This is a genomic window from Enterococcus sp. DIV1726a, from assembly GCF_051710985.1.
Taxonomy (GTDB): Bacteria; Bacillota; Bacilli; order Lactobacillales; family Enterococcaceae; genus Enterococcus_B; species Enterococcus_B hirae.
Window position 1 is genome coordinate 1,035,818 of sequence record NZ_JBIOLS010000001.1, and the last position, 24,487, is coordinate 1,060,304.

20 protein-coding genes and 1 pseudogene are annotated in these 24,487 nt (G+C 35.8%); 15 read left to right on the plus strand and 6 right to left on the minus strand.

Going from position 1 to position 24,487, the window contains the following annotated elements:
* Positions 1–179: 179 nt before the first annotated feature.
* Together IGJ27_RS04705 and IGJ27_RS04710 are read right to left on the minus strand one after the other, a co-directional pair.
* Complete coding sequence (locus IGJ27_RS04705; RefSeq protein ID WP_373191442.1) at positions 180–1,052, minus strand: ROK family protein; 873 nt, start codon at positions 1,050–1,052, stop codon at positions 180–182.
* A 224-nt stretch (positions 1,053–1,276) separates the two neighbouring features.
* Positions 1,277–3,220: a sucrose-specific PTS transporter subunit IIBC gene (locus tag IGJ27_RS04710; RefSeq protein ID WP_178306051.1), complete on the minus strand. Its 1,944-nt coding sequence runs from the start codon at positions 3,218–3,220 to the stop codon at positions 1,277–1,279.
* Positions 3,221–3,404: 184 nt separating this feature from the next.
* Here IGJ27_RS04710 and IGJ27_RS04715 point away from each other — a divergent pair, with 184 nt between their 5' ends.
* The 4 genes from IGJ27_RS04715 to IGJ27_RS04730 all read left to right on the plus strand — a co-directional run bounded on the left by IGJ27_RS04715 (position 3,405) and on the right by IGJ27_RS04730 (position 8,454).
* On the plus strand, positions 3,405–4,844 hold the full coding sequence (locus IGJ27_RS04715; RefSeq protein ID WP_178306050.1) for a sucrose-6-phosphate hydrolase: 1,440 nt from the start codon (positions 3,405–3,407) through the stop codon (positions 4,842–4,844).
* Between the two features lies 1 nt (position 4,845).
* On the plus strand, positions 4,846–5,808 hold the full coding sequence (locus IGJ27_RS04720) for a LacI family DNA-binding transcriptional regulator (protein WP_010737356.1): 963 nt from the start codon (positions 4,846–4,848) through the stop codon (positions 5,806–5,808).
* Between the two features lie 815 nt (positions 5,809–6,623).
* Positions 6,624–7,934 (plus strand): ribosome biogenesis GTPase Der, encoded by a 1,311-nt coding sequence (der, locus tag IGJ27_RS04725; RefSeq protein ID WP_010719563.1) that lies wholly within the window; start codon positions 6,624–6,626, stop codon positions 7,932–7,934.
* Between the two features lie 244 nt (positions 7,935–8,178).
* A complete protein-coding gene (locus tag IGJ27_RS04730) occupies positions 8,179–8,454 on the plus strand; it encodes an HU family DNA-binding protein (protein ID WP_002290178.1) in 276 nt (91 codons plus the stop codon).
* 507 nt (positions 8,455–8,961) lie between these two features.
* Here the strand turns inward: IGJ27_RS04730 and IGJ27_RS04735 are convergent.
* Entirely contained in the window at positions 8,962–10,704 is a 1,743-nt protein-coding gene (locus IGJ27_RS04735; RefSeq protein ID WP_178306049.1) for a hypothetical protein, read from the minus strand.
* A 266-nt stretch (positions 10,705–10,970) separates the two neighbouring features.
* Here IGJ27_RS04735 and IGJ27_RS04740 point away from each other — a divergent pair, with 266 nt between their 5' ends.
* The 3 genes from IGJ27_RS04740 to IGJ27_RS04750 are packed head-to-tail and all read left to right on the plus strand — an operon-like array spanning position 10,971 to position 13,864.
* Positions 10,971–12,017: a hypothetical protein gene (locus IGJ27_RS04740; RefSeq protein ID WP_178306048.1), complete on the plus strand. Its 1,047-nt coding sequence runs from the start codon at positions 10,971–10,973 to the stop codon at positions 12,015–12,017.
* A complete protein-coding gene (locus tag IGJ27_RS04745) occupies positions 12,018–13,277 on the plus strand; it encodes a tetratricopeptide repeat protein (protein WP_010719560.1) in 1,260 nt (419 codons plus the stop codon).
* A gap of 5 nt (positions 13,278–13,282) precedes the next feature.
* Positions 13,283–13,864 (plus strand): ReoY family proteolytic degradation factor, encoded by a 582-nt coding sequence (locus IGJ27_RS04750; protein ID WP_010719559.1) that lies wholly within the window; start codon positions 13,283–13,285, stop codon positions 13,862–13,864.
* A gap of 176 nt (positions 13,865–14,040) precedes the next feature.
* On the opposite strand, the gene IGJ27_RS04755 is transcribed toward IGJ27_RS04750, so the two are convergent.
* Complete coding sequence (locus IGJ27_RS04755) at positions 14,041–14,916, minus strand: YitT family protein (RefSeq protein WP_034700281.1); 876 nt, start codon at positions 14,914–14,916, stop codon at positions 14,041–14,043.
* Between the two features lie 159 nt (positions 14,917–15,075).
* Here IGJ27_RS04755 and IGJ27_RS04760 point away from each other — a divergent pair, with 159 nt between their 5' ends.
* The 6 genes and pseudogenes from IGJ27_RS04760 to IGJ27_RS04785 all read left to right on the plus strand — a co-directional run.
* Positions 15,076–15,429, plus strand: a complete 354-nt coding sequence (locus IGJ27_RS04760) for a nucleotide pyrophosphohydrolase (protein WP_010719556.1) — start codon at positions 15,076–15,078, stop codon at positions 15,427–15,429.
* A 26-nt stretch (positions 15,430–15,455) separates the two neighbouring features.
* Complete coding sequence (locus IGJ27_RS04765) at positions 15,456–16,664, plus strand: CCA tRNA nucleotidyltransferase (RefSeq protein WP_096710459.1); 1,209 nt, start codon at positions 15,456–15,458, stop codon at positions 16,662–16,664.
* A gap of 264 nt (positions 16,665–16,928) precedes the next feature.
* Entirely contained in the window at positions 16,929–17,384 is a 456-nt protein-coding gene (locus tag IGJ27_RS04770; RefSeq protein ID WP_010751262.1) for a hypothetical protein, read from the plus strand.
* 231 nt (positions 17,385–17,615) lie between these two features.
* Positions 17,616–17,891, plus strand: a complete 276-nt coding sequence (locus IGJ27_RS04775; RefSeq protein WP_010719553.1) for a hypothetical protein — start codon at positions 17,616–17,618, stop codon at positions 17,889–17,891.
* 12 nt (positions 17,892–17,903) lie between these two features.
* Positions 17,904–19,988 carry a cation:proton antiporter gene (locus tag IGJ27_RS04780; protein WP_010719552.1) on the plus strand — a complete coding sequence of 695 codons (2,085 nt, stop codon included), beginning with the start codon at positions 17,904–17,906 and terminating at the stop codon, positions 19,986–19,988.
* 84 nt (positions 19,989–20,072) lie between these two features.
* Positions 20,073–20,338: pseudogene (locus IGJ27_RS04785) on the plus strand (DNA topoisomerase); the annotation flags it as partial.
* Positions 20,339–20,420: 82 nt separating this feature from the next.
* On the opposite strand, the gene IGJ27_RS04790 reads toward IGJ27_RS04785, so the two are convergent.
* Complete coding sequence (locus IGJ27_RS04790) at positions 20,421–20,735, minus strand: DMT family transporter (protein WP_010737364.1); 315 nt, start codon at positions 20,733–20,735, stop codon at positions 20,421–20,423.
* Positions 20,736–20,738: 3 nt separating this feature from the next.
* Positions 20,739–21,068: a DMT family transporter gene (locus tag IGJ27_RS04795; protein ID WP_053766436.1), complete on the minus strand. Its 330-nt coding sequence runs from the start codon at positions 21,066–21,068 to the stop codon at positions 20,739–20,741.
* Between the two features lie 432 nt (positions 21,069–21,500).
* On the opposite strand from IGJ27_RS04795, the gene IGJ27_RS04800 reads away from it, so the two are divergent.
* Complete coding sequence (locus tag IGJ27_RS04800; protein WP_010737366.1) at positions 21,501–22,268, plus strand: cyclase family protein; 768 nt, start codon at positions 21,501–21,503, stop codon at positions 22,266–22,268.
* 318 nt (positions 22,269–22,586) lie between these two features.
* Entirely contained in the window at positions 22,587–24,482 is a 1,896-nt protein-coding gene (locus tag IGJ27_RS04805) for an ABC-F family ATP-binding cassette domain-containing protein (RefSeq protein ID WP_178306047.1), read from the plus strand.
* Positions 24,483–24,487: the final 5 nt, after the last annotated feature.

The window sequence follows — 24,487 nt, forward strand, 5'->3', positions numbered from 1 at the left end:
CCAACTGCTGTGAGAAGGGCTAAGGAATACCTAATAAAGTACATCGTTTAGACCATACCCAATGGCTGTGCAAATGCCATATTGTATTCACAATTGGAGATATTAGATAGATGATTTGCTTAAACTATTTATCAGAGCTGGAGATTTCTGTCAAACTACTATCAAAACTCTATCATTGTTTAATTAGAAGCTATTTTTTGGGCTAGCCCTAAACAACCGATAATTCCAGCTTGATCTCCTAATTTTGGAAAAACAATATATTCTTCTATTTTCGGATGAGCAACATAATTCTGATTAAGTTTTGAAAATTCACGATGAATTTTCTCTTGTAAGTGTACTTGTTTCATTACACCGCCACCTAGAATGATAATATCCGGTGAAAACATCATTGTAGTATTATGAATGCATTGGGCAATGTAAAAAGCTTCCATGTCCCAAAAAGAATGATCTTCCTTTAAATCTTGACCTTTAATTCCTATTCTCTTTTCGATAGCAGGTCCTGCTGCCATACCTTCTAAACAATTTTGATGATAAGGGCAGTTACCCTTAAAGTGATCGTCAGGGTGATTACGTACAATCATATGTCCCATTTCCGGATGACTGAATCCCTCGATAAATCTTCCATTTTGCAGTGCACCACCACCTATACCTGTGCCAACTGTATAATAAACAACTAATGAATGGCCTTGACCATGTCCAGCTATATATTCTCCATAAGCTGCAGCATTGACATCAGTTGTCCAATAAAAAGGAATTTTCTCAAAATTTCTTTTTAAATAACCAATAAAATCAAAATTTCTCCACGGTATTTTAGGTGTTGAGGTTATATATCCATATGTTTTCGATTCAGGATGGATATCAATAGGTCCGAAAGAACCAACAGCAATGCTGGACAATTCTGTTTCATATTTTTTGAAAAAAGAAACAACTTGTGGCATTGTTTCTCCTGGATTCAAAGTTTCAAAACTCACTCTCTCAATAACCTCTAATTGTGCATTACCAACTGCACAGACAAATTTTGTTCCTCCTGCTTCAATTGCACCGTATAGCATAAAACATTTCTCCTTATAGTTAAAGATGATTTCATGGGCAGTTATGCATTTAACCAATTTATTGTTCAGATTTTTAAAGAATTTAACTCGTTTATTTGTTATTTTCTTTTGAAAAATCGCTATTATTCCAGTTAATACATACATCAGATCGCGCATTGCCCTTTAAATTATCCGTTTATTGATGTTTTGGTTAGAAAGAATAATCAGTACTATTGACTATTCCATTATTCAACTTCAAGTAAATCAGTAGTAGCGGTAACTGTTCCTTTAATAAGTGGTGTCACTTTTGAATAATCTGCGGTATTTGTCACAATAACCATTGTTGTATCATCAAGTCCTGCTTCTTTAATTAGCGTACGATCAAACGTTCCAAGGATATCTCCTTTTTTTACTTTTTGATTAGCAGTAACTTTTTGTATAAATCCTTTACCGCCCATCGATACGGTGTCAATACCAATATGAATCAGTATTTCAGCGCCGTCATTCGATTTAAGACCGTAAGCATGTCCAGTCTCAAATGTAACTTGAATAGTACCGTCTACTGGAGAATAAACAGTGTCCCCAGTTGGTTTAATCGCAATACCTTTTCCCATAGTCTCTGAAGAAAATACTGGATCATTTACTGAATCAAGTCCAATCACTTCACCAGCAAGGGGACTAACGATTGTTTCTGAAGAATGATTTGTTTTAGTAGGTTCGCCAGAAGTAACTGTGGATTGTTGGGTGTTTTCTGAATGATTCGTTACTGTTTGATCCGTAAGAGCTTCTGCTGCAAAGATGCCTGAAGCTTTTGTTTTTCCATAAAAGTAAGTAATTGCAAAAGCAATCGCAAAGCTAATTAATTCACATAGTAAATAAAATGGGATAGAGGTTGCATTAATTGAAAGAAATCCAAGAAAACCTGCTGAACCAAGTGATACAGCAACTACTTTCAGTAGACCTGCTACTGCAGCGGCAACTCCGGAACCAATTAAAGCACAGAAAAATGGGAAACGATATTTTAAATTGACACCAAACAGAGCTGGTTCAGTAATTCCAAGAAGAGCTGATACCCCTGCAGAGGAAGCAAGACTTTTTGTTTTAGCATTTTTAGTCAAGAACCAGATAGCAAATGTTGCAGCACCTTGGGCAACGTTCGCCATAGAAGCAACTACAAATATAAAGTCTCCATGTCCAATACCATTAGTCCATGCTGAAAGTAACTGCGTTTCAATTGCAGGAAATGATTGATGAAGACCTGTCATAACGATTAACGAGTAAGTTCCACCAAAAATACCCATTCCAATAAATCCGGTTGCATTATATAGCCAAACGATCGCATCTGTAATCCCGTTAGAAAGCAATAACATGACAGGGCCGATGACTGTGAAGGTTAGAAATCCGGTAATGATTACAGATAATAAGGGGGTAAATGTAAAGTCAACGGATGATGGAAGTTTTTTGTGAAAAAACTTTTCCAGTATTGATAATAGCCAAACAGCTGCTAACACAGGAATGACTTGATAAGCATAGTTAGTTTGTGAGACATGATAACCAAAAATATTCCAATATTCCATAGAACCACCAAGTTGTGGTGTTGTCATAATCATTCCAATTGCAGCACCAAGGAACTGGTTGGCTCCAAAACGTTTAGCAGCGGAAATACCAACTAGAATAGGCAAAAACATAAATGGTGCAGCGGACATCAGTTGGATCATTGAGGAAATACCTTCAATCGCAGGATACATTTCTTCAATTGATTTTGGTCCAAAAAGTCCAGCAGCTGTTAAAAAGTTTTGTAATGCCATTAATAAACCACCTGCAACAAGGGCAGGTATAATTGGAACAAAAATATCTGATAATAATTTAATTAATGCCATAATGGGGTTGAATTTTTTATCTTTACTAGCAATTTGTTTTAAATCATCTGTTGAAATTTCTGAAAGTCCAGTTTTTTTGATAAGTTCGTCATAAACGAAATTAACATCACCTGCACCGATAATCACTTGATATTGCCCATCAATTTTAAATGTGCCTTTCACATCTGGATTTTCGTCTAAAGATTTTTGATTCACTTTCGTGTCATCTTTTAGTACGAGACGAAGACGTGTAGCGCAGTGTGCAGCTGCAATAAGGTTATCTTTTCCGACCGCTTGTATTACGTCGGAAGCTACTTTACTGTAATTCATTCGAATCACTCCTTTTTTATTTTTACGTGAAAACGGTTCACTGAAATGCAAATTTATTTTAGCATATCTTAAAAATATGTCAAACGTTTGTCATATAATTTATTTTTTCGAATGAAATGATTGATTTTTCAACGGAAAACGTTTACCATACTAGTTGTAAAAAGATAAATTGAAGGAGTAAAATATGAACTTACCTCGAGAAATACGATATCGTGCTTATTCTGATTGGACTAAAAATGAGATGGATAAAATTAAGGATAATGTAAAACGATCACCTTGGCGTGCTAGCTATCATATCGAACCTAAAACAGGATTGTTAAACGATCCTAATGGTTTTTCTTTTTTTAACGGAAAATATACGCTTTTTTATCAAAATTGGCCATTTGGAGCTGCTCATGGGTTGAAAGAATGGGTGCACACTGAATCAGATGACTTAGTTCATTTTCATGTAACAGGAGCAGAACTTCTTCCAGACACAAAACGAGATAGCCACGGCGCTTATTCCGGTTCTGCATATGAAATAGAGGGGAATCTATTCTTACTCTATACAGGGAACGTTCGAAATGAAAATTGGGAACGTGATACACTTCAAATCGGAGCATGGATGGATAAAGACTACAACATTACGAAAGGTGAGAATGTTCTTATTCATCCACCTGCTGATGTAACTGATCATTTTCGTGATCCACAAATGTTTAATTATGAAGGACAATTGTATGCGATTGTTGGAGCACAAAATTTAGAAAAATCAGGCTTTATCAAACTTTACAAAGCGGATGACAATAACGTGGAAACATGGGAGGAAGTTGGAAACCTTGATTTTAGCGGCACTGGTTCAGAATACATGATTGAGTGTCCAAACCTGGTATTTGTAGACAAAAAACCTGTTCTCATTTATTGTCCTCAAGGGTTGGATAAATCTGAGCTTAATTATGGGAATATCTATCCGAATACTTTTAAGATCTGTCAATCGCTTGACATAGAAAAAGTGAAACTTGTGGGCGCTTCAGAAATTCAAAATCTTGATTATGGATTTGAAGCGTATGCGACTCAAGGATTCAATACTCCTGATGGTCGTGCTCTGATTGTCAGTTGGATTGGACTACCTGATATCGATTATCCAACTGATAAGTATGATTATCAGGGAGCAATGAGTCTTGTAAAAGAACTTTCAATAAAAGATGGTAAACTTTACCAATATCCAGTAGAAGCTATTACATCATTACGTGCTAGTTCTGAACAATTTACAGCAAAAGCAGAAACAAATAATACTTATGAACTTGAACTAACGTTTCCTCCAAATCAGAAATCGGAGTTACTTCTTTTCTCTGATAGTAAAGGAAATGGACTTAGTTTGATTGTAGATACCAAAGAAGGAAAAATTATTTTAGATCGCAGCAAAGCAGGCATTCAATATGCCACTGACTTTGGTACGATTCGTGAATGCTCAATTGATACTAAAGAAACAATTGCTAACATTTTTGTAGATAATTCAATCATTGAGATTTTTATTAATAAAGGAGAAAAAGTATTTACTAGTCGCGTATTCCCTGAGAAACACCAAAATGGTATTCAACTTAAATCAGGTGAACCGACTGGAAAATACTTTGAATTAAAATATTAATATGGTAGCAAAATTATCTGATGTCGCTGAACTAGCTGGAGTTAGCCCAACTACCGTTTCACGTGTCATTAACAATAAGGGATATCTATCGGAAAAAACAAAACAAAAAGTTCATGAAGCTATGAAAACTCTTGGTTACAAACCTAATAATCTAGCACGTGGACTTCAAGGAAAGTCACCCCAACTTATTGGGCTTATTTTTCCTAATATCAGTAATATCTTTTACTCTGAACTGATTGAGTATCTGGAAATCGAATTATTCAAACATGGCTATAAAACAATTATTTGCAATAGTCAGAACGATCCTGCTAAAGAGCGGGAATATATTGAAATGCTTGAAGCGAATCAAGTTGATGGGATTATCTCATCTAGTCATAATCTTGGAATTGCTGATTATGAGCGTGTGGGAGCACCTATTGTCGCTTTTGATAGAAACTTAGCTCCCAATGTTTCCATTGTTTCTTCAGACAACTTTGAAGGTGGAAAACTGGCTGCTAAAACGTTACAAAAAAATGGTTGTCAAAATAGTATTATGATTACAGGAAATGACAATACGGATTCTCCAACAGGGTTACGTGCGCTTGGTTTTTCTTTTCAAAATCCAAATGGCAAAGTTTTCAAAATTCCTAATAATCTCTCTACGATTCGTCGAGAAATGGAAATCAAGTCGACGATCCTAAGTCACAAACCAGATGGTATTTTTGTTTCTGATGATCTAACAGCCATTCTTACTATGAAAATTGCTCATCAGCTTAAACTTAATATCCCAGAAGATCTAAAAATTATTGGCTATGATGGAACATCATTTGTTGAGAAATTTTTCCCACAATTGACCACAATCAGACAACCAATTGATGAAATCGCAAGTCTGATTGTTGATGTTCTTCTGAAAAAAATGAAGAATGAAAAGACAAGCAAGGATTACATTTTGCCAATCTCATTACTTCCTGGAGGGAGCATTTAACGTCAAATTCTTTTCTTGATGTTTATCACATTCGTTCAAAAAAATTTGGAGCTGATCGCTTCTTTCATGACCTTATCCACATGGTTCAAGAAGTTGCTTTGACAAAAAATTGCCGAAGAATACCAAAAATAGGAGGAACTATTTTTGGATTCTTCGGCTTATTTCTCATAGCTAGATATGGCACAACCTTTCCGACTGTAGATTAATGAAATATGCATGTCCAGTTTTACAAGCTATTTAAAAGAAAAAGGACGTTAATAATTTCTGGTAAACATGAAAATAATAATTTGAGTTTGAAAATCAACATTTTTGGGCATCAGGCTATATTGTAGGCACAGTGGGACTAATGAAGTGACCATAAGAAAACACAGGCTAGAATAAGGAATTAGGATATTGCGCTAGATAAACTGAGAGTTTGAGAATATGAAGATCGTTGAAAGAATGAGAGTGAAGAAAAGAGCTTTCACATATCATGAAACAATAAAAAGAGTAGAAAATGAAAACGAGAGAAACAAATTATGCTATAATCAAATGTCACTGATCGATTTTAAGTTCAGTAGTGTGTGAATATTTAGGCTAACGCTCATCTAGCGGTTCTGAATATGGTTTTTAGGGTTATTTGAACAATGTAGTTCTTTAACCAAAGAAACAAGAATAAAAGATGGTTTCCTAGGGTTCAATATTCACTTTGATGTTTTATGAAAAAAAGTTGTCCAATGAATAAATACTTGCGTAATTTTAGCGAACAATGCTTGAAAGTTCGCAAAGCTTTCGTTACACTAAGTAAGATTGGAAACTTGTGAGGAGGAAAAAATATGGCAAATCCAACAATTGCAATCGTTGGCCGCCCGAACGTCGGTAAGTCTACGATTTTTAACCGCATCGCTGGCGAGCGTATCTCGATTGTCGAAGATACTCCAGGAGTAACTCGCGATCGTATTTATGCTAAAGGCGAATGGTTAGGTCGAGAATTCAGTGTGATCGATACAGGTGGGATTGATTTAGGTGACGAACCATTCATGGATCAAATCAAGCATCAAGCAGAAATCGCGATTGAAGAAGCAGATGTCATCATCTGTGTTGTCAGCGGACGTGAAGGAGTCACCGATGCAGATGAAGTAGTAGCAAAAATTTTATACCGCAGTAATAAACCTGTGATTTTAGCAGTTAACAAAGTGGATAATCCTGAAATGCGAAATGATATTTACGAGTTTTATTCATTAGGATTGGGTGATCCATATCCAGTGTCAGGGAGTCACGGTTTAGGGATCGGCGACGTATTAGATGAAGCAATTAAACACTTTTCAAATGATGGGGAAGAAGAAGAGGATGATACGATCAAATTTAGTTTGATCGGCCGCCCAAATGTTGGGAAATCTTCATTGATTAATGCGATTCTAGGAGAAGAACGAGTGATCGTTTCGGATATAGAAGGAACGACTAGAGATGCTATCGATACTCACTTTGTATCTGATAACGGTCAGAAATTTTTAATGATCGATACTGCTGGAATGCGTAAACGTGGAAAAGTATATGAAAATACCGAAAAATACAGTGTGATGCGTGCGATGCGTGCTATTGACCGTTCCGACATCGTTTTGATGGTTTTGAATGCTGAAGAAGGAATCCGTGAGCAAGACAAACGGGTAGCTGGATACGCACATGAAGCAGGACGTGGTGTGATCATCGTGGTAAACAAATGGGATCTTGTCAAAAAAGAAACCAATACGATGCGTGATTTTGAGCAAGAAATTCGTGAAGAATTTCGTTATTTAGATTATGCGCCAATCGTCTTCGTATCAGCAGTCACAAAACAACGTTTAGAACGTTTACCTGAAATGATCGAAGAAGTAAGTATGAATCAAAACTTGCGTGTGCCGTCTGCTGTCTTGAATGATATCATCATGGATGCAGTAGCAATCAACCCGACTCCAACAGATAAAGGGAAGCGTTTGAAGATTTTCTATGCTACGCAAGTGGCTGTAAAACCACCAACCTTCGTCGTTTTTGTTAACGAAGAAGAGTTGATGCATTTTTCTTATGAACGTTTCTTAGAAAATCAAATTCGTAAAGCATTTACTTTCGAAGGAACTTCGATCCGAATCATTCCAAGAAGACGAAAATAGGCATTTTACCACATCGGCAGATTTTTTTCAAAAAAAATAGGTGGTTTTGTTTATTACGTTTTTATGACTAAAAAAAGCACGTGAAAAATGGTAAAAACCTTGCTATTAAGCGGTTTATATGATATCGTGATAACAGAATATTGAACTAGATCAATATTTCTTTTAAACTTCTGGACCACTCAGAATGTTTTTAACTAAACTGATGTTTTACATCATATCTCTTGTGGAGGAGGTGAATCTATCCATGGCAAACAAAGCAGAATTAATCGAAAAAGTTGCTTCAGCTACTGACTTAACTAAAAAAGATGCAACTGCAGCAGTCGATGCTGTATTTTCAACTATTCAAGATGCTTTAGCTAACGGCGAAAAAGTTCAATTAATCGGTTTTGGTAACTTTGAAGTTCGCGAACGTGCTGCACGTAAAGGACGTAATCCACAAACTGGTGAAGAAATCGAAATCCCAGCTAGCAAAGTACCTGCATTCAAACCAGGTAAAGCATTAAAAGACGCTGTTAAATAATACGGCTCATAAAAAAGCGCTTGTGGCTTTAAGCTGCAAGTGCTTTTTTATATTTCCTATTGTTTTGAGTTTTAGAGTGAAGAAGATAGAGAAGAAGGGTACTTTGCGTCTCCGTTATTTATGAATTTGAGATATAAATCTTATTTTTCAGTTTAAAAATGAGTAAATGGTCTGCAAGAAGCAACTTCTCAGCAATAAGCGATGATTTTCTAAAATAGGAGAAGCTATTTCAAAAAATCTTTTCTTATTGTCATTGAAGCTCCGATGCTTTCACAACCTTACTTTAGACAATAATAAAAAAATCTGAGGCAGAATACGGTTCATTCTGTCCCAGATTTTTAATACAAAACTTATCAGTCATTATTGACGAAAAGCTATTTTTTCAAACTATCTTAATGAATAAGATAGTCGTTATTTTTACAACCTCTTATTTATTCAAAGTTGCTTGCTTCGTTCATTGTCTCATTTGTCTATCTGGCTGTTTAGAAAAAATCTTTTGCTCATCGGTTATTTCGTGCGTTTGTTTTTACTGAAAAATTTGCAGCGTTTGCTCATATAGTAAGCAATGATGATAACCACTGTTAGTATTCGGATATAAATAGCTGATCTGAATAGTTTACCTGGTTTATATCCTACAATAATTTCATTTGTACCAATCTTTGGAGAAATTCTTAGAGCGCCTATTGAAGTCAGTGAATATTGTGCTTCACTTCTAGATTTTCCATTGATTATGAGGGAACTATTGTGGTAAATGATTACTGGTAAAGTTATTTTATTTGTATCTTTAGCAGTGAAAGTTAGATGTATATTCCCTTGTTTGTCAATTGATCTTTTAAGAGGGATAGAATTGTGTAAAACGTCCTCTTTATATGCTTTGTAAGGATCTTCCAATTGTCCACCACTAGCAGGTAAATAGTCAGCCATCGGTTTTCTGTGTATTTGTAAAGCAGCAGATAGATCAACATTGCCTCCAAATAGGTGACGAATATTACTTGCATTACTTTCTAAGGTTTCAGCAGCACTGGTGTCTTTAGAAAGTGGGGCATCACTATTCCAGATAGCTGCTGTATCCGAAATTAAAGCATAGCCACCTGTTAAATTTAACAATGAAAAAGTCAGTAATAGTGGCACACTGATTTTTAAAACTGATTGTTTCTCTAAAGTTACAAAGGCTTTTTGAATGGTAAAACCGAACCCTAGTATTAATAAGATACATGCGAGGCAACCCAGTCTTTGTGGAAATTGCATTTTGCGAACAAATGTAAAATAATTGCCGATATCATTCCAAGGAATGTATTTAGAAGAGACAAGTAAAAAGAATGCTCCGACTAAGTTGATTGTTTTTTCCAACACACTGAGTTTATTAAAGTGGACGATAGTAAACACAAGTTGAAAAACAAATATCATAGAAAGGATTAGTCCAAAGTTTGTCCAGCCAATTGAACCAAACGAAAGTGAAGTACTATTCGATAATAGATCAGTTACTGCGTATGGTGGAATCAAGGTATCATTGGACAAATCCAGAAAAGCAGTAAACGTATTGAAAGAAAGACCGATAGCGATCACCACTGCTAGTAGAGCCTGTTTGATTATTACTAGTTTTTTGTTCGAGTGAAGAAAACCTACAAGGAAAAAGGGAATCAAAGCGGCTACGGCTAGTAATGTTGAAAACATATGGACAGATAGCAATAATGAAATGGTTCCTCCTAGCACAACAGGTTGGATTGGGCTTTCCCGATTTCTTATCATTCTAACAGCTGGAATAAAAATAAGAGGTAAAAAGGCAGCACCCCAACCAGAAAAATTTTGGGCAAGAGTATAGTAAAAAATGGTAGGTGTACCCATGTATAAAATAGCCATCCCAGTAGCAATTTTTTTCTCTAAATGGCAGTACCGTCCAAGGAAATACATCGATGTACCGGCAGTGAAGTAACACAGAAAAGTAGATACAAGTTGGAATCTGAACCAAGTTTTAAAAATTAAAAGTAACAGTCCATGTAAATAGGCAAAGTCGGTTCCATAAAGGGCATTGATGACTCTTCCCGATTGGCTAAAACCGTAGATGGATTGGAAATAATTAAACGTGCCATTTTTTAATTGCATAGCCGTGTCATAGAAACGGTTCATATGAAATACCCAGTCATTTGAAACAATGAGTGCATGTTTATAAATTTGAGGTGAAACCATAAAAAAAGCACATAGGGAGATAATTAAAATTGCTGTAACTGATTTTTTATTTATTTTTGACAAAACTTATCCCTCATTTTTGATGAAATTTAGTTGAATAAAATTGCTTAATCCATTTCTCCGTTTTATAAAATGAAAAGCAAAGTCCTATATAATCTTTTACTTCGTATTACAGTATACCATGCCCGATTTATTACACAAGAATTCTTTAAATAGGTGCTCTTAAATGTAGGTGAATTACGAAGTTTTTCTATATTCTCCCAAGAATTTACCCTATTCTTTTCCGATTTTACTTACTAATGGTAAAATAAAGAAAAGGAGGGGTGCTTATGGAAATCGACTATCAAGGACAAGAAGAACAAACAAAAATCTATTATGGGGAAACGTTGGTCAGCCAGCTGAAAACAATAACGATTGATCAGCCTGTTTTATTTTTGACGAACCAACGGTATTACGATTTGTTTGTTGAGAAAATCAACCAACAGTTTCCTAACCCAAGTGAGATTGATTGGTATATCTGTGCCAATACTCAATGTAATCACTTAACAGAACTAAGTAATCTTGTGACATTTGCAAAACGATATCCTGAAAACCAATCCTTACTTATAATTGGGTTTGGGAATGAGGGGATCATGGATTTAGCAGGTTTTTTCCAGAAGCATACCTCACTTGCATCAACATTATGGCTAATTTCAGTATCGATTCGTTCAATGGCCCGGGCATTAACTCCTCAACGAAATATTTTACAATTGCCAAATCAAGTCGTCTTGCGAACGACCAACCTTCCAGAACGAATCGTTTACGATCAAACAATCAGTGAAAAACAAGGAGAAGGGAAACAAATAGATTTTTTGACTTTGATAACATGTGGTTTAGTTTGTGATTATCATTTTTTACAAAATCTCTATAAAAACTATCCGCAACTAAGGCAGTTATCTCAGCGGGCTTTTACGGGGATGCTGGAAGAAATGATTAGTTTTTACCAAGTAGATGCGGAAAATCTCTCAAATTATGGTAAACTATTTGAACAAGCTTTTTACCTAACAGAAAATGGTCATTTGTTATCAGCTAGTATGAAAAAACTATTAGGAATGCTTTTTCATCTTACTTGGAATGTAGGACTAGCGGATATGTCCTTTCAATTGAAAAATTTTTTTATCTGGTTGAAACATCTGGGTTATCCTATCGATTGGCCAGAACAATTATCAAAAATTGATTATTTAGAAAATGTCTTGCTTCTAGCGGAAAAAAGCAAAAAAATTCTTGTTTTGAAAAAAATTGGTATAATAGAGAAATATCAATCGCCAAAGGAACAAGAATTAATACAAACAATGAAATCTTATGACGAGATTATTAGTGAGATTAGAGGGATTTAAATGAATACAAATAGTGAAAAAATGTTACAAGCATTGTCAGAGGAAGATTTGGCGCAAGCTCAGTTATATCTGACACAAGCTTTGAAAGAAGATCCGGCCGATGTTTTGGCTGAATTAGGGGAAGAACTCTTAGCGATTGGTTTTTTAGAAGAAGCAAAGCAAATTTTTGAACAGTTAGTGAAACAGTACCCCGAAAATGATGAGTTGTTCATTCCATTGGCGGAAATTGCGATTGAAGATAATGAAATCGATCAAGCATTTGAATATCTGGAAAACATTTCAAAAGAAAGTGACTACTATCCTCAAGCTTTATTAGCAATTGCTGATTTATATCAAGTAATCGGTATTCCTGAAGTCAGTGAAGCGAAATTAAAGGAAGCAGCTGCGTTGTTGCCTGATGAACCATTGATCCAATTTGCTTTAGCCGAACTTTACTTTTCAGTCGATCGTTTTGCTGAAGCTGCAACGATCTATCAACTATTATTATCAAGTAATATTGATGAGATTTCTGGTATCTCTATGCAGGAACGTTTAGGACAATCTCTAAGCATGCAAGGAGAGTTCGAAGCAGCAATCGAACCATTGGAACAAGCATTGCAGGAAGAACGGACAGATGATCGCTTATTCCAGTTAGCTTTCACCAATCTGCAGCTAAAAGAAAATGAAAAAGCGATCAATTATTTACAAGAATTGAGAGAAGTAAATCCCCAATATCAATCTCTTTATCTTTATTTAGGTCAAGCATTGCAAGAAGAAGAATTGATTGAAGAAGCGCAGAAAGTTCTTGAAGATGGGATCAAAGAAAATCCTTATCAAGTAGAACTCTATCACTTAGCTTCTGAAAATGCGTATCGCCTACATGACAAAGAAAAAGCAGAAAAACTATTATTAAATGCGTTGGAATTAGGTGAAAAACAAGACGAAACATTATTAACATTAAGTAATTTGTATTTAGATGAAGAACGTTACGAAGATGTAATCAAGAGTATCGAGCAAATGGAAGAAACTGCAAATCCATATGCGGAATGGAATTTAGCCCATGCCTATAATGAATTAGAGGACTTCACGCTAGCAGCTGTTCATTATGAACAAGCGTATCACGAATTGGAGCATGAACCTGATTTTCTAAAAGAATACGCCTTATTCTTACGAGAAGAAGGACAATTGACAAAAACAAAAGATCTACTTACTCATTATTTAGAATTGGAACCTGGAGATTTGGAGGCATTGTCAGTATTAGACGACCTAGCAGAGAGGTGAGTAAAATGCTAATAGATGTAAAGGAAAAAAAGAATTTCTTAACTTGGATGGTCAATCATGTTTCATTTAGTCGTAGAGAGGTTTTTTGGATTTTGAATTACTTGGCTAATCATGAAGCAATCTTAAGTAATGTTCATTTTGTTGAAGGAGCGAATCAAGCAAATCGGGGATTACAAATCAGTGACCTTTCTTTCGATGGAGAACCAATGAAATTATTTCTCGAGGGGAAAGAGTTTACCGATACTGATCAAATTTTTCATGAAATTCGATTAAATTGGAAAAGACCGCTATATGTAGAATGCCTTTTTGAAAATGCTTGGCAGACGAAAGAGTATTTAATGGTTTTAGAAGAGAACCCCTTTGCATCTTGGAACGACTCTATTAGTGAAGAAGATCTTGAACTAGTCGAGCAATATCTCAAAGAGAAAGAACAAGCAGCCCATCTCAAAATGCTTTACTTACAGATTGATCAAGCGCTTGAAAAAGGGGATAAAGATGCTTTCCTGGAATTGTCCGATGAAGTTAATCGTGAAATATTAAGCAAGAACCAAGTAAAAGGCGAACATGCAGGAAAGAATCCTAACTAAGGATACTTTTATTTAACCGTTTATTCGTTTTTAAAGATACTAAAAGAGACTGAGGCAAGTTGATATGCTCCCCCTATATAGGACACTGAAATATAAAAGTCCTGTATAGGGGGATTTTGTATGCCAAAAAGAAAGATGAAACTCACTCCAGAAAAACGAGTAGAACTAGGAGAGAGCTATATTCGCTTAAATAACTTAGTCTGTGGTTTAAGATAAGTGAATCCTTCTCCTTCGACCTCATGGACATTGATGATCGATAGAAAGGCTTTTTCATCGATTTCATGGACGATTCGTTTCACTTCATTCAATTCACTCGAACTAACAACCATATAGATAATTTTTTTAGAATGACCAGAAAACCCACCTTCACCACTTAAAAAAGTAACGCCGCGTTCTAATCCAGTCATCAGCAGTGGGGCAATTTCTTCATTTTTGTTTGAGACGACTAAAATCCCTTTAGCTGAGTAACCGCCATCTAAGATTGAATCAATGACACGGCTGAAAACATAAGAAACAATTAACGTATACATCATGCGTTTCAAGTCAATGTAAGTCAATGAAGCCAACAAAACGATAACATCTAATACCAGTAAAGATCGACCCATTGAGATCCCATAATTCTTTTCTAATATACGAGCAATGATATCACTTCCACCGGTAGTTCCACCCATCCGATAGACCAGACCACTTCCAGTTCCGGCAATTAAGCCAGCCAATAATGAGACGATCAGTAAGTCATGTTGAAGATTGATTTGTAAAGGAACACGTTGCCAAATCCATAAAAATGCGGACAACGAAACTGTTCCTAAGACGGTATAAGCGAGTGAACGTTTTCCTAAAATTTTTCCACCAATCAAAATCAAAGGTATATTGATCAATAGCGTAGAGTAGGCAGGATCAATCCCAAAAAGTGCGCGTAAGATCAAAGTGATCCCTGAAACGCCACCTTCTGCTAAATGATTCGCAATATTTAAATAAACGAGTCCAAACGCATAAATACTTGTACCAACCATAATCATTACGACTTCTTTAACTGTTTTCATTGAGATCATCAAACCACTCCTTCGATAAACCGACTAATATTTTCGCAATATTTCATTCTTTTTACATCACATTACTCAATGTAGCACGTAATCTTTATTTTCTCAATCGCTCTTGCCTAGGATTTGGACGTAGTTTTTGGTAAGATAAATAGGAAAGGTGGAGAAGAAATGACAAAAGAACGTTCTTTAAGAAGTATGCAACAGGAAGTAGATGACTATATCCAACAGTTTAAAGTAGGCTATTTTTCTCCATTAGCTCAAATGGCACGCTTAACAGAAGAAGTCGGGGAGCTGGCTCGAGAAGTCAATCATACATACGGTGAAAAAGCGAAGAAAGAAACGGAGCCCAACAATTCTGTAGCAGAAGAATTAGGTGATGTTTTATTTGTCACTATGATCATGGCAAATTCCCTGGAAATCGATTTAACGGATGTATTTGAAAAAAATATGGAAAAATTTAATCGCAGAGATCACAATCGCTTTGAAAGAAAAGAAGCAAATAAGGATGATAAAAAAGCGTAAGCCATCAAGTTGGAAGAGGGAAAACAATGAAACTAAAACAATTACCAAGAGAATACCAAAAAGCGATTCCTGTCTTGAATAAATTGGAGCAAGCGGGTTTTGAAGCTTATTTTGTCGGGGGAAGCGTCAGAGATATCTTGTTGGATCAACCCATCCATGATGTAGATATCGCAACAAGTGCATTCCCAGAAGAAATCAAACAACTTTTTCCGAAAACCATTGATATCGGCATTGAACATGGCACCGTTTTGGTCTTGGCTGAAGAGGAACAATATGAAATCACGACCTTTCGGACAGAATCGACCTATCAAGATTATCGTCGTCCAGATCATGTCGAATTTGTCCGTTCACTTGAAGAGGATCTAAAAAGACGTGATTTTACGATCAATGCATTTGCATTAAAAGAAGATGGTCAAATCATTGATTTATTTGACGGGTTAGCTGATTTAGAAAACCAGATCCTTCGAGCAGTAGGCGATCCACAGGAACGGTTTCATGAAGATGCTTTGCGTATGATGCGTGGGATTCGATTTGTTAGTCAAATTGGGTTTACACTCGAGCAAGAAACGGCTGCGGCCATTCAGGCCAACCATTCATTATTAGGAAAAATTTCTGTCGAACGGATTAATGTGGAATTCATCAAAATGTTATTAGGGAAAGAGCGTTCTACAGGATTGAGAACATTCGTTGAGACGCAATGTTATATTTATTGTCCAGGTTTAAGAGACTATGGTGAAGCCTTGTTACGTTTTGCCGATTTACCAGATGAACCATTGCAAACTGAAAGTCAGGCGTGGGCATTGTTGATCGATCAGTTAGGACTTCAAGAAAGTGAGATCCGTCCTTTCTTAAAGGAATGGAAATGTTCCAACCAAATGATTCGAGAAGTTCAAATGATCGTTCATGGATTGATTCAACGTAAAAGACAGATGTTGGAACCAATGGTACTCTATTGTTTGGGAAAAGAGAACGCTTTGAAGACAGAAGAACTCATGATTTATTTTGGTGAAACACCTCAACTAGAACAAGTAGCAAAGCGCTATGATCAATTACCGATTACATCCATGCGAGAGTTAGCAATTGATGGGAAGAAACTTCTTAGTGTGAGTGACAAGAAACCAGGGAAATGGGTCAGTGATGCACTTCAAGCTGCAGAAAGAGCAGTGGTAGAGGGAAATTTAGCAAATGAAGCAAGTGCCCTTGTTGATTATCTCCAGCAAAATAACCATTTATAGATTTCGATGAATGTCGGAGTCGCGCTTTAATAGAGATTCTGAAAGAAGCAATCAGCTCTGAGTAATAAGTGAGGAATTTAAAAACTTCTCCTATTTAGAAAATCCTCGCTTATTGCTGGGGAGTTGCTTCCGGATTTTTTTGTCAATAGTGGAACGCTTCTAAAGTTTCACATCTTTGAAAAAACTTTAGATGTGACCTTCACGTGGGATGTGTGCTAAACTAAAAGGGAACCAGAATAAATGACGTCAAAAGGGGATTTTTTTATGAGTAAAGAAATGACAGCGCTAAAATTTTATTTCCGAAACGGCGAAACGTGGACGATCAATCGTCGCCATATTGGTGATTTGTGGATCAAACAAATAACAACGAGTTTTGGACGAATCAATGGTAGTGAATTTATGGAAATCCATCCTTGTGCTGGATTTAAGATCGAAATTTTTCACGAAGGTGATTCCGTAGCAACTCACGACATCAACTTAGGTGGATTAGAGATGGGTATGTTCAACCGTGCATTAAAATATGAAGATATTGAACGGATGGAGATCCTTTATCGCAATGGTACACCTGACCTTGTTTACTTCCCTTATCTTGATAAAGGAACAGAAGGATTGGATAATCAATACCAATCAACTAAAATCAGTGAAAAAACAGGCAATTTATACATCGTGATCAATCCGGATCAACGTGTTGAAGATATCTATGGCGAGTTTTTTGAATAAAACCAAAGTTTAATGGATAGCTGAGAAAGGAGCGGAAATGGTTTCCCAGCTCCTTTTTTGGTGTGTTTTCCGCACTTGATATTTTCTTCCATTTGGAATAGAATGAGTTTCTGAAATTCAAGCAAACTTATTCTTCGAATCCAGCTGAACTTGTCTAATGAAGGAGGATCCTTTTCCTTTTAACGTTCAGTGTTTCATGAAGATCAAGTTTGCATTTAGGAGATCTTAAAAATGAGGAAGAGCTTTGAAGAACAAAAGAAACTGTTGCATGATCGTTATGGTGCGTTTTCAATGGAAGATCGTCGGCAAATCCTTTGTAAGCTGCGAAAGAAAAATATCATCATGTATCGTCAGCTTGAGCGATTGAAACATGATTTGCTACGTTTAGAATCAAAGCGAGTACAGTGTGAATTAGAAGGAAACAATGTACAAGCAGAAGTGGTAGAAAACAAAATATTGAAGAAAAAAGAACAATTTCTAAAGGTACTCGCTCAAAATAAAAAATAAAGGGGACGGACCATGGAATTTGCTGAGTTAGTGATCGTATTTGCTGTAACGATCACCTTATCTAATATAGCTAGCCGCATTTTACCTATGATCCCAGCTCCACTGATCCAAATATTTCTTGGTATCATCTTAGGCTTAACAGAATGGGGCCAATCGATCAACTTTGAACCAGAACTCTTTCTAGTGATGATCATTGCGCCGTTGCTTTTTCGTGAAGGAGAAAAAGCCGATGTATCCTCGATCCTGAAAAACTTTGATACGATTTTATTTCTGGCTTTTGGAGGGGTAATCCTGACATTAGTCGGGGTTGGTTTTACGCTGTCGTTTTTATTACCCAGCGTGCCATTAGCTGCTTGTTTTGCTTTTGGAGCGGCTCTTGGACCAACCGATGCTGTCGCTGTCAGCTCGCTCTCTGGACGGGTGAATATCCCAAATAAAGCGATGCATATTTTAGAAGGCGAAGGATTATTAAATGATGCTTCAGGTGTTACCGCCTTTCAATTTGCATTAGCTGCATTGATCACGGGCTCTTTTTCTGCAGTCAACGCAGGATTTACACTTGTGTTTTCTAGTATAGGAGGAGCCGTCGTTGGCTTTTTACTTGTCTGGGTCAAACGAAAAGTGATTAATCTGATTGAGAAGGCTTCTGCCAGAGATGTGACAGGTTACTTGTTAATTGAATTGCTATTACCGTTTTTAGCGTATGTTTTAGCAGAAGTATTTGATGTTTCAGGGATTATTGCCGCAGTAGTAGCTGGGGTATTGCAAGCTTCGGGATTTAGAAAAATCTCGGTGTTTGATGCGGAGTTATCAAGTTTGTCCGATAGTACATGGACAACAATCACATTTACGCTGAATGCGTTAGTTTTTATCTTTTTAGGAATTGAATTAACTCAAGTATTTTCTCCAGTTTGGGGAGATGGGCTTTATTCAAACTGGTTGCTGTTAATCACGATTTTGTTGATCTCAATGATCTTATTTATGATTCGCTTTGTTTCGATCAGTCTTTTTTATTTATTTAAATATAAAGGAAAAGAATTCAAGGAACAATTGAATGAGATTTTGATTTTAACTTTTGGTGGTGTGAAAGGAACGGTTAGTTTAGCAACGATTTTCATCTTACCTTTTACGATTAACCAAATGATTTTTTATCAGCGCTCTTTATTATTATTTTTGACGGCAGGAGTTATTTTGGTAACACTGATCGTAGGAATCGTGGTTTTACCCCTGTTGACAGAAACGGAAGAGGTAGTGAAAACAGATTTGAATGCTTTAATGATCCTAGAAGAAGTCATTGAAGTATTGAAATCTGAAATCAAAACGTTAGATAAAGATTCAAAAGAATATTTAGCAACTGAAGCAGTGATCGAAAACTATCAAGAGCGTATCCGTGATCTTTATTTAAAAGATCTTTCTGATGATGAAAAGCAAGAAGTACAAGAAATTCAAGCATTGATTTTATCCATCGAACGTGATGGGTTAGATAAAAGTTATCGTTCTGGTAAGCTTTCCTCAAATGGCTATCGTTTTTATTCACGATTTCTTGCTAATTTTGAACACTCTATTACTAGTCAGGTACTATCGTTTGTCGGCTTCTGGTTTATTTTTGTTCGACGGTTGATTCGAATCATCTTACATCCCAAAATGTTCTGGCAACGACAAAAATCAGATCGAAAGACACTGATTTCCGAAAAAGATATTCAAGAAATTCGGGAAACCTATCAAAAAAACACACAATTGATCATTGAGAGTTTAGAAAACCTAACCGATGTTTATGATGAAACAATGGTCAACTTTTTCATCCAACAACGAAAAATGGAAGGCATCAAAATGGCTTCAGGAAATTTGATCTCCTCTTGGATGATCCAACAAGACAGTCTTTATTCTAAAAAAATGTTACGTGGCTATTACTTAGAGCGCAAAATCGTTGATGAGTATGAAGAAGCTGAGAAGATCACGACTTTTTCTGCTAATAGTTATCGGAAAAATATTAATTTACTGGAATCCTATACTATGAATAAGCCAGTTGATGATTTTTCATTTAAATTCGCATTGCGGGCAAGAAAACGTTCGCTTCCGGCTAAAAAAGTTGAGTAAGTGCTCAGCGTGATCAAATCTGGGTCAGAATGAACCTCATTCTGTCTCAGATTTTTTGTTATTTCACGTTGATTCATTGATGGTATGAATGATAACCCATGGTATAGTTTACTCTTGCAGCAAAAAGGTATACCAGTAAGTTTGTCCTTAGGTAGAGTCCAAACCCCAACAACATCTATGATTTACCAATTGCAAGAAAAGATCAGGAACGTAAAAAAAAACCTTACTTTGAAGGAAAAGCCCAGATAATCGCTTAAAACGGAGAGTTTTGTGCCAAGCTTGATCCGAATGAAACTCAAACCACACAAGAAGCATTTGAAGCGTATTTAAAAGAAAATGGCTTTCAATTAGCAAACAGCTTTAGTGATAGTAGAAGAGACTGAGGCAAGTTTTGTCCCAGTCTCACAAATGACAATAGATTCTTCAATTTAATTAGCTAACTAGTTTTAGGCCAATCACAGAAAATAAAATAATAATCATGGAAGCAAATTGTAGCCAGTTCATTTTTTCTTTAAATAAAAATACTCCAAGGATCATTGAACCAATGGAACCAAAAGCTACCCAAATACTATAGCTAACCCCAGCTTCTAATGTATTCATTGAATGCGATAAAAGGAGTAAACTAGAGGCTGCAGAAATAATAGTTATAATACTCCAATTTATTTTTTTAAATCCGTGTGAATTTTTAAGAGAAAAGACCATTATGATCTCTGCTATTCCTGCTAGTATAAGATAAAGTATATCCACAGATTATTCCTCCTTTGTTGTGATTTTTAGACCCAAAATTCCTATAACTAATAATGCAGAAAACAATATTTTTTGCACAGATACACTTTCTTTCAGAAATAAAATACCAAAAATGATTGTTCCAACTGCACCTATTCCAGTAAACACTGTATATGCTGCTCCAGTAGGTAAGCTTTCCATACCTTTAGCAAATAAATAAAAGCTAATGACAACGAGCAAAATCGTCAAAATGGAATAGAAAAAATGATGGAAATTCTCTGATTTTTTTAAACAAAGTACCCAAAAAATTTCTAAAAAACCTCCGAAGATAACGTAAAACCAGTTCTTCTCCATTTCGTACCTCCTTAAGAAAAATTAGATATCAGAAAACAAAAAAGGGATTGGATAAGAGTAATCTTATCCAATCCCTTAGGATCCTCCGATATTCGAAAAAAATTGTAATATATTTTTCTATTAATGTAAAGAAGATATTTCTTCTAGTCTCGAAAAATCAAGTAAAGTATACTATGTTGGACTTCCACATTATAAAATCAATAGGATAAATGACAATTATTTTTCAAGATTTTCTTCACCTTTCTAATCGTTGTAAACTGATAAAAGCATCGTTCTTAATGTCTATTCTTTATTTAATGACATAATTCAATGATTGTCCATCAGACTATCACTATAAAAAATAAATTCAAAAATCATCAAAAAAAAGTAAAATAGAAAAATTTTTTTAGTTAATATTAAAACTTAGATAATCATTCAAGGAGTTGTTAGACATTGAAATTAGTTGACTTAAGTATCACTATAGAAAATGATTTGCCCAGTGATCCAGAGGAAATGATACCTAAAATTTCATACATTGATCATGAACAAAGCGTCAACGATATGCTTCGTTTCTTTGGAACAGCAAAAAAAGAACACTTGCCTGCTGGTTTAGCATGGGCGATCGAAAAAATTCACTTGACTACGCATTCAGGTACTCATTTAGATGCTCCTTATCACTACCATCCAACAATGGATAAAGGTAAGCCAGCTTGGACAATTGAGCAAATTCCTCTTGATTGGTGTTACGGTAATGGTGTTGTATTTGATTTTTCAAACAAACCAGACGGATATCGATTAGAAATCGAGGATTTTAAAGAAGCTTTAGATGCGATGGACTATCGATTAAAAGAAAAGGACATTGTTTTAATTCGGACTGGAGCAGATCAATATTGGGGAACATCAAATTACTTAATCAGTGGGTGCGGTGTAGGAAGAGAAGCAACTTTATGGCTACTCGAACAAGGAATAAAAGTGGTAGGTACCGATGCTTGGTCATGGGACAGACCTTTACCATTCATTGCAAAAGAATTTGATAAGACCGGAGACCCTTCACTTATTTGGGAAGGGCATTTTGCAGGAATCGAGAAATCTTATTGTCAGCTTGAAAAATTAACCAGTCTTGATCAATTACCTTCCACGGGGTTTAAAATCAGTTGTTATCCGATAAAAATTAAAAATGCTAGTGCTGGTTGGGTTAGAGCAGTAGCTATAATCGAATAATTAACATCTTTCTAATTATTTTTTATAATAGGAACGTTATAGATAGTCAAAACATAAAATTTTTTTTATTTTATAGATACAAAAAAAGCACACTCCTTTGATTTTTGTTTAGGCACTTTAATCATACAAGGTTGTGTGCTTTTTGTGTACCTTAAAAAAATGAGGCAATAATCAGATTTTTTCTAACTATTATCCCACTCTAATGAAAAAATCAACACTATCTTATTTTCTCCCTTTATTTTGTCTAAGATGACAATAGAAAAATATCCGTAATTAAATTATTTTATGATACAATAACCAAGATGAGGAGGGAATGGATTGAAAGAATTAAAAGTAACTGACCTCAATAAAACGTATGGTGAAAAAGAACTATTTAACCAGATTTCTTTTTTGATCCACGAAAAAGACCGAATCGGTTTGATTGGAACTAATGGAACTGGAAAAACAAGTTTATTAAATATTTTAGCAGGTATCGACAGTGGGGATGGAGATCGACCAACAGTTTTTTATCCGAATGATTATCGAATTGGATATTTGTCACAGACAACCGAATTTTCTGATGAATTGACTGTACTTCAAGCGGTTTTTCAAGGAAATAGTCCATTAATCCGTACCGTGAGAGAATATGAGGAAGCTTTGCTTGTATTAGCTGAGAATGGCGAGGACGAGAGCGTTCAGAGACGTTATGCCAAGGCAGAAGAACAAATGAACAAAGAAGATGCTTGGACCACAGATACAAATGCTAAGATTATCTTACAAAAATTAGGCATCAGTGAATTAGACAAAAAGATTGGCGCACTGTCAGGTGGACAAAAAAAACGTGTAAGTTTAGCACAAGTCCTAATCGATGAGCCTGATTTATTATTATTAGATGAACCCACGAACCACTTGGATTATGAAGCGATTGAATGGTTAGAAAATTACTTAAAACAGTATCGTGGATCGTTATTAATGGTCACCCATGATCGTTATTTCTTGGATCGAGTGACGAATCGCATTTTTGAACTATCATTTGGACAACTACACGAGTATCGAGGGAATTATGAAGCTTATATTTTAGAAAAAGCTGAAAGAGATCGCGTGGAAGTGGAACAAGAAGAAAAACGAAAGCGCCTGTACAAACAAGAATTAGCCTGGATGAGAGCTGGAGTTCAAGCACGCGGAACGAAGCAACAAGCACGCATCAATCGTTTTGAGGATCTTAAAGAAAACTTGTATCAAGTCAATCATGAAGCAGACCTCGAATTGAATATCGCAACGAAACGTTTAGGAAAAAAAGTATTAGAGATCAAAGATGGAACATATGCTATTGAAGGGAAACTGCTGATCAACCATTTAGATTTGTTGATTCAATCACGAGAACGTTTAGGGATCACTGGGAAAAATGGTGCCGGTAAATCAACCTTACTGAACATTTTAGCGGGACGTATTCCTTTAGATAATGGTACGTTTACGGTTGGTGAGACTGTTCGTATCGCCTACTATACACAAGAAAATGAAGAGATGAATCCCGAAAAACGCATGATTGCTTATTTGCAAGAAGCAGCTGAAGAAGCTCAAACGGCAGAAGGTATGCAAATTGGTGTGGCTGAATTATTGGAAAGATTTTTATTTCCTCGATTTATGCATGGCACATTGATCAAAAAATTATCTGGTGGCGAAAAACGTCGACTATATCTATTGAAATTGCTGATCCAACAACCTAATGTTTTACTCTTGGATGAACCAACGAATGATTTAGATATCGCCACACTGACCATTTTAGAAGATTATTTCAAGAGTTTCCCAGGTGCCGTGATTACTGTATCACATGACCGTTATTTCTTAGACAAAGTAGCAGAAAAATTATTAGTTTTTCAAGGAAATGCTAAGCAAGAATTATATTATGGGAATATGTCGAGTTATTTATTGACACAAAAAGATGTAGCGCCTTTAGGTAAAGAAAAAATGAATGATGCAACGAAGCCGGCTACTGACGATAAAAAGGAAACAAAAAAGAAACTTTCTTATTTAGAGCAAAAAGAATGGGAAACGATCGAAGATGAAATTGCTGAATTAGAAGAACAGATTTCAGAGCTGCAAGAAGAAATGAATCATCAAGGAGATAACTTTACTCGTTTACAAGAATTACAAGCAAACGTTTCACAAGCAGAAAGCAAATTAGATGAGAAAATGGCTCGTTGGGAATACTTAAGCGAATGGGTGGAAGACTAGGAGGA

Excerpts from the sequence above, each read along its gene's own strand:
- IGJ27_RS04705 (WP_373191442.1), bottom strand. The coding sequence starts at position 1,052 with ATGCTATACGGTGCAATTGAAGCAGGAGGAACAAAATTTGTCTGTGCA.
- IGJ27_RS04710 (WP_178306051.1), bottom strand. The coding sequence starts at position 3,220 with ATGAATTACAGTAAAGTAGCTTCCGACGTAATACAAGCGGTCGGAAAA.
- IGJ27_RS04715 (WP_178306050.1), top strand. The coding sequence starts at position 3,405 with ATGAACTTACCTCGAGAAATACGATATCGTGCTTATTCTGATTGGACT.
- IGJ27_RS04720 (WP_010737356.1), top strand. The coding sequence starts at position 4,846 with ATGGTAGCAAAATTATCTGATGTCGCTGAACTAGCTGGAGTTAGCCCA.
- der (WP_010719563.1), top strand. The coding sequence starts at position 6,624 with ATGGCAAATCCAACAATTGCAATCGTTGGCCGCCCGAACGTCGGTAAG.
- IGJ27_RS04730 (WP_002290178.1), top strand. The coding sequence starts at position 8,179 with ATGGCAAACAAAGCAGAATTAATCGAAAAAGTTGCTTCAGCTACTGAC.
- IGJ27_RS04740 (WP_178306048.1), top strand. The coding sequence starts at position 10,971 with ATGGAAATCGACTATCAAGGACAAGAAGAACAAACAAAAATCTATTAT.
- IGJ27_RS04745 (WP_010719560.1), top strand. The coding sequence starts at position 12,018 with ATGAATACAAATAGTGAAAAAATGTTACAAGCATTGTCAGAGGAAGAT.
- IGJ27_RS04750 (WP_010719559.1), top strand. The coding sequence starts at position 13,283 with ATGCTAATAGATGTAAAGGAAAAAAAGAATTTCTTAACTTGGATGGTC.
- IGJ27_RS04755 (WP_034700281.1), bottom strand. The coding sequence starts at position 14,916 with ATGATCTCAATGAAAACAGTTAAAGAAGTCGTAATGATTATGGTTGGT.
- IGJ27_RS04760 (WP_010719556.1), top strand. The coding sequence starts at position 15,076 with ATGACAAAAGAACGTTCTTTAAGAAGTATGCAACAGGAAGTAGATGAC.
- IGJ27_RS04765 (WP_096710459.1), top strand. The coding sequence starts at position 15,456 with ATGAAACTAAAACAATTACCAAGAGAATACCAAAAAGCGATTCCTGTC.
- IGJ27_RS04770 (WP_010751262.1), top strand. The coding sequence starts at position 16,929 with ATGAGTAAAGAAATGACAGCGCTAAAATTTTATTTCCGAAACGGCGAA.
- IGJ27_RS04775 (WP_010719553.1), top strand. The coding sequence starts at position 17,616 with ATGAGGAAGAGCTTTGAAGAACAAAAGAAACTGTTGCATGATCGTTAT.
- IGJ27_RS04780 (WP_010719552.1), top strand. The coding sequence starts at position 17,904 with ATGGAATTTGCTGAGTTAGTGATCGTATTTGCTGTAACGATCACCTTA.
- IGJ27_RS04795 (WP_053766436.1), bottom strand. The coding sequence starts at position 21,068 with ATGGAGAAGAACTGGTTTTACGTTATCTTCGGAGGTTTTTTAGAAATT.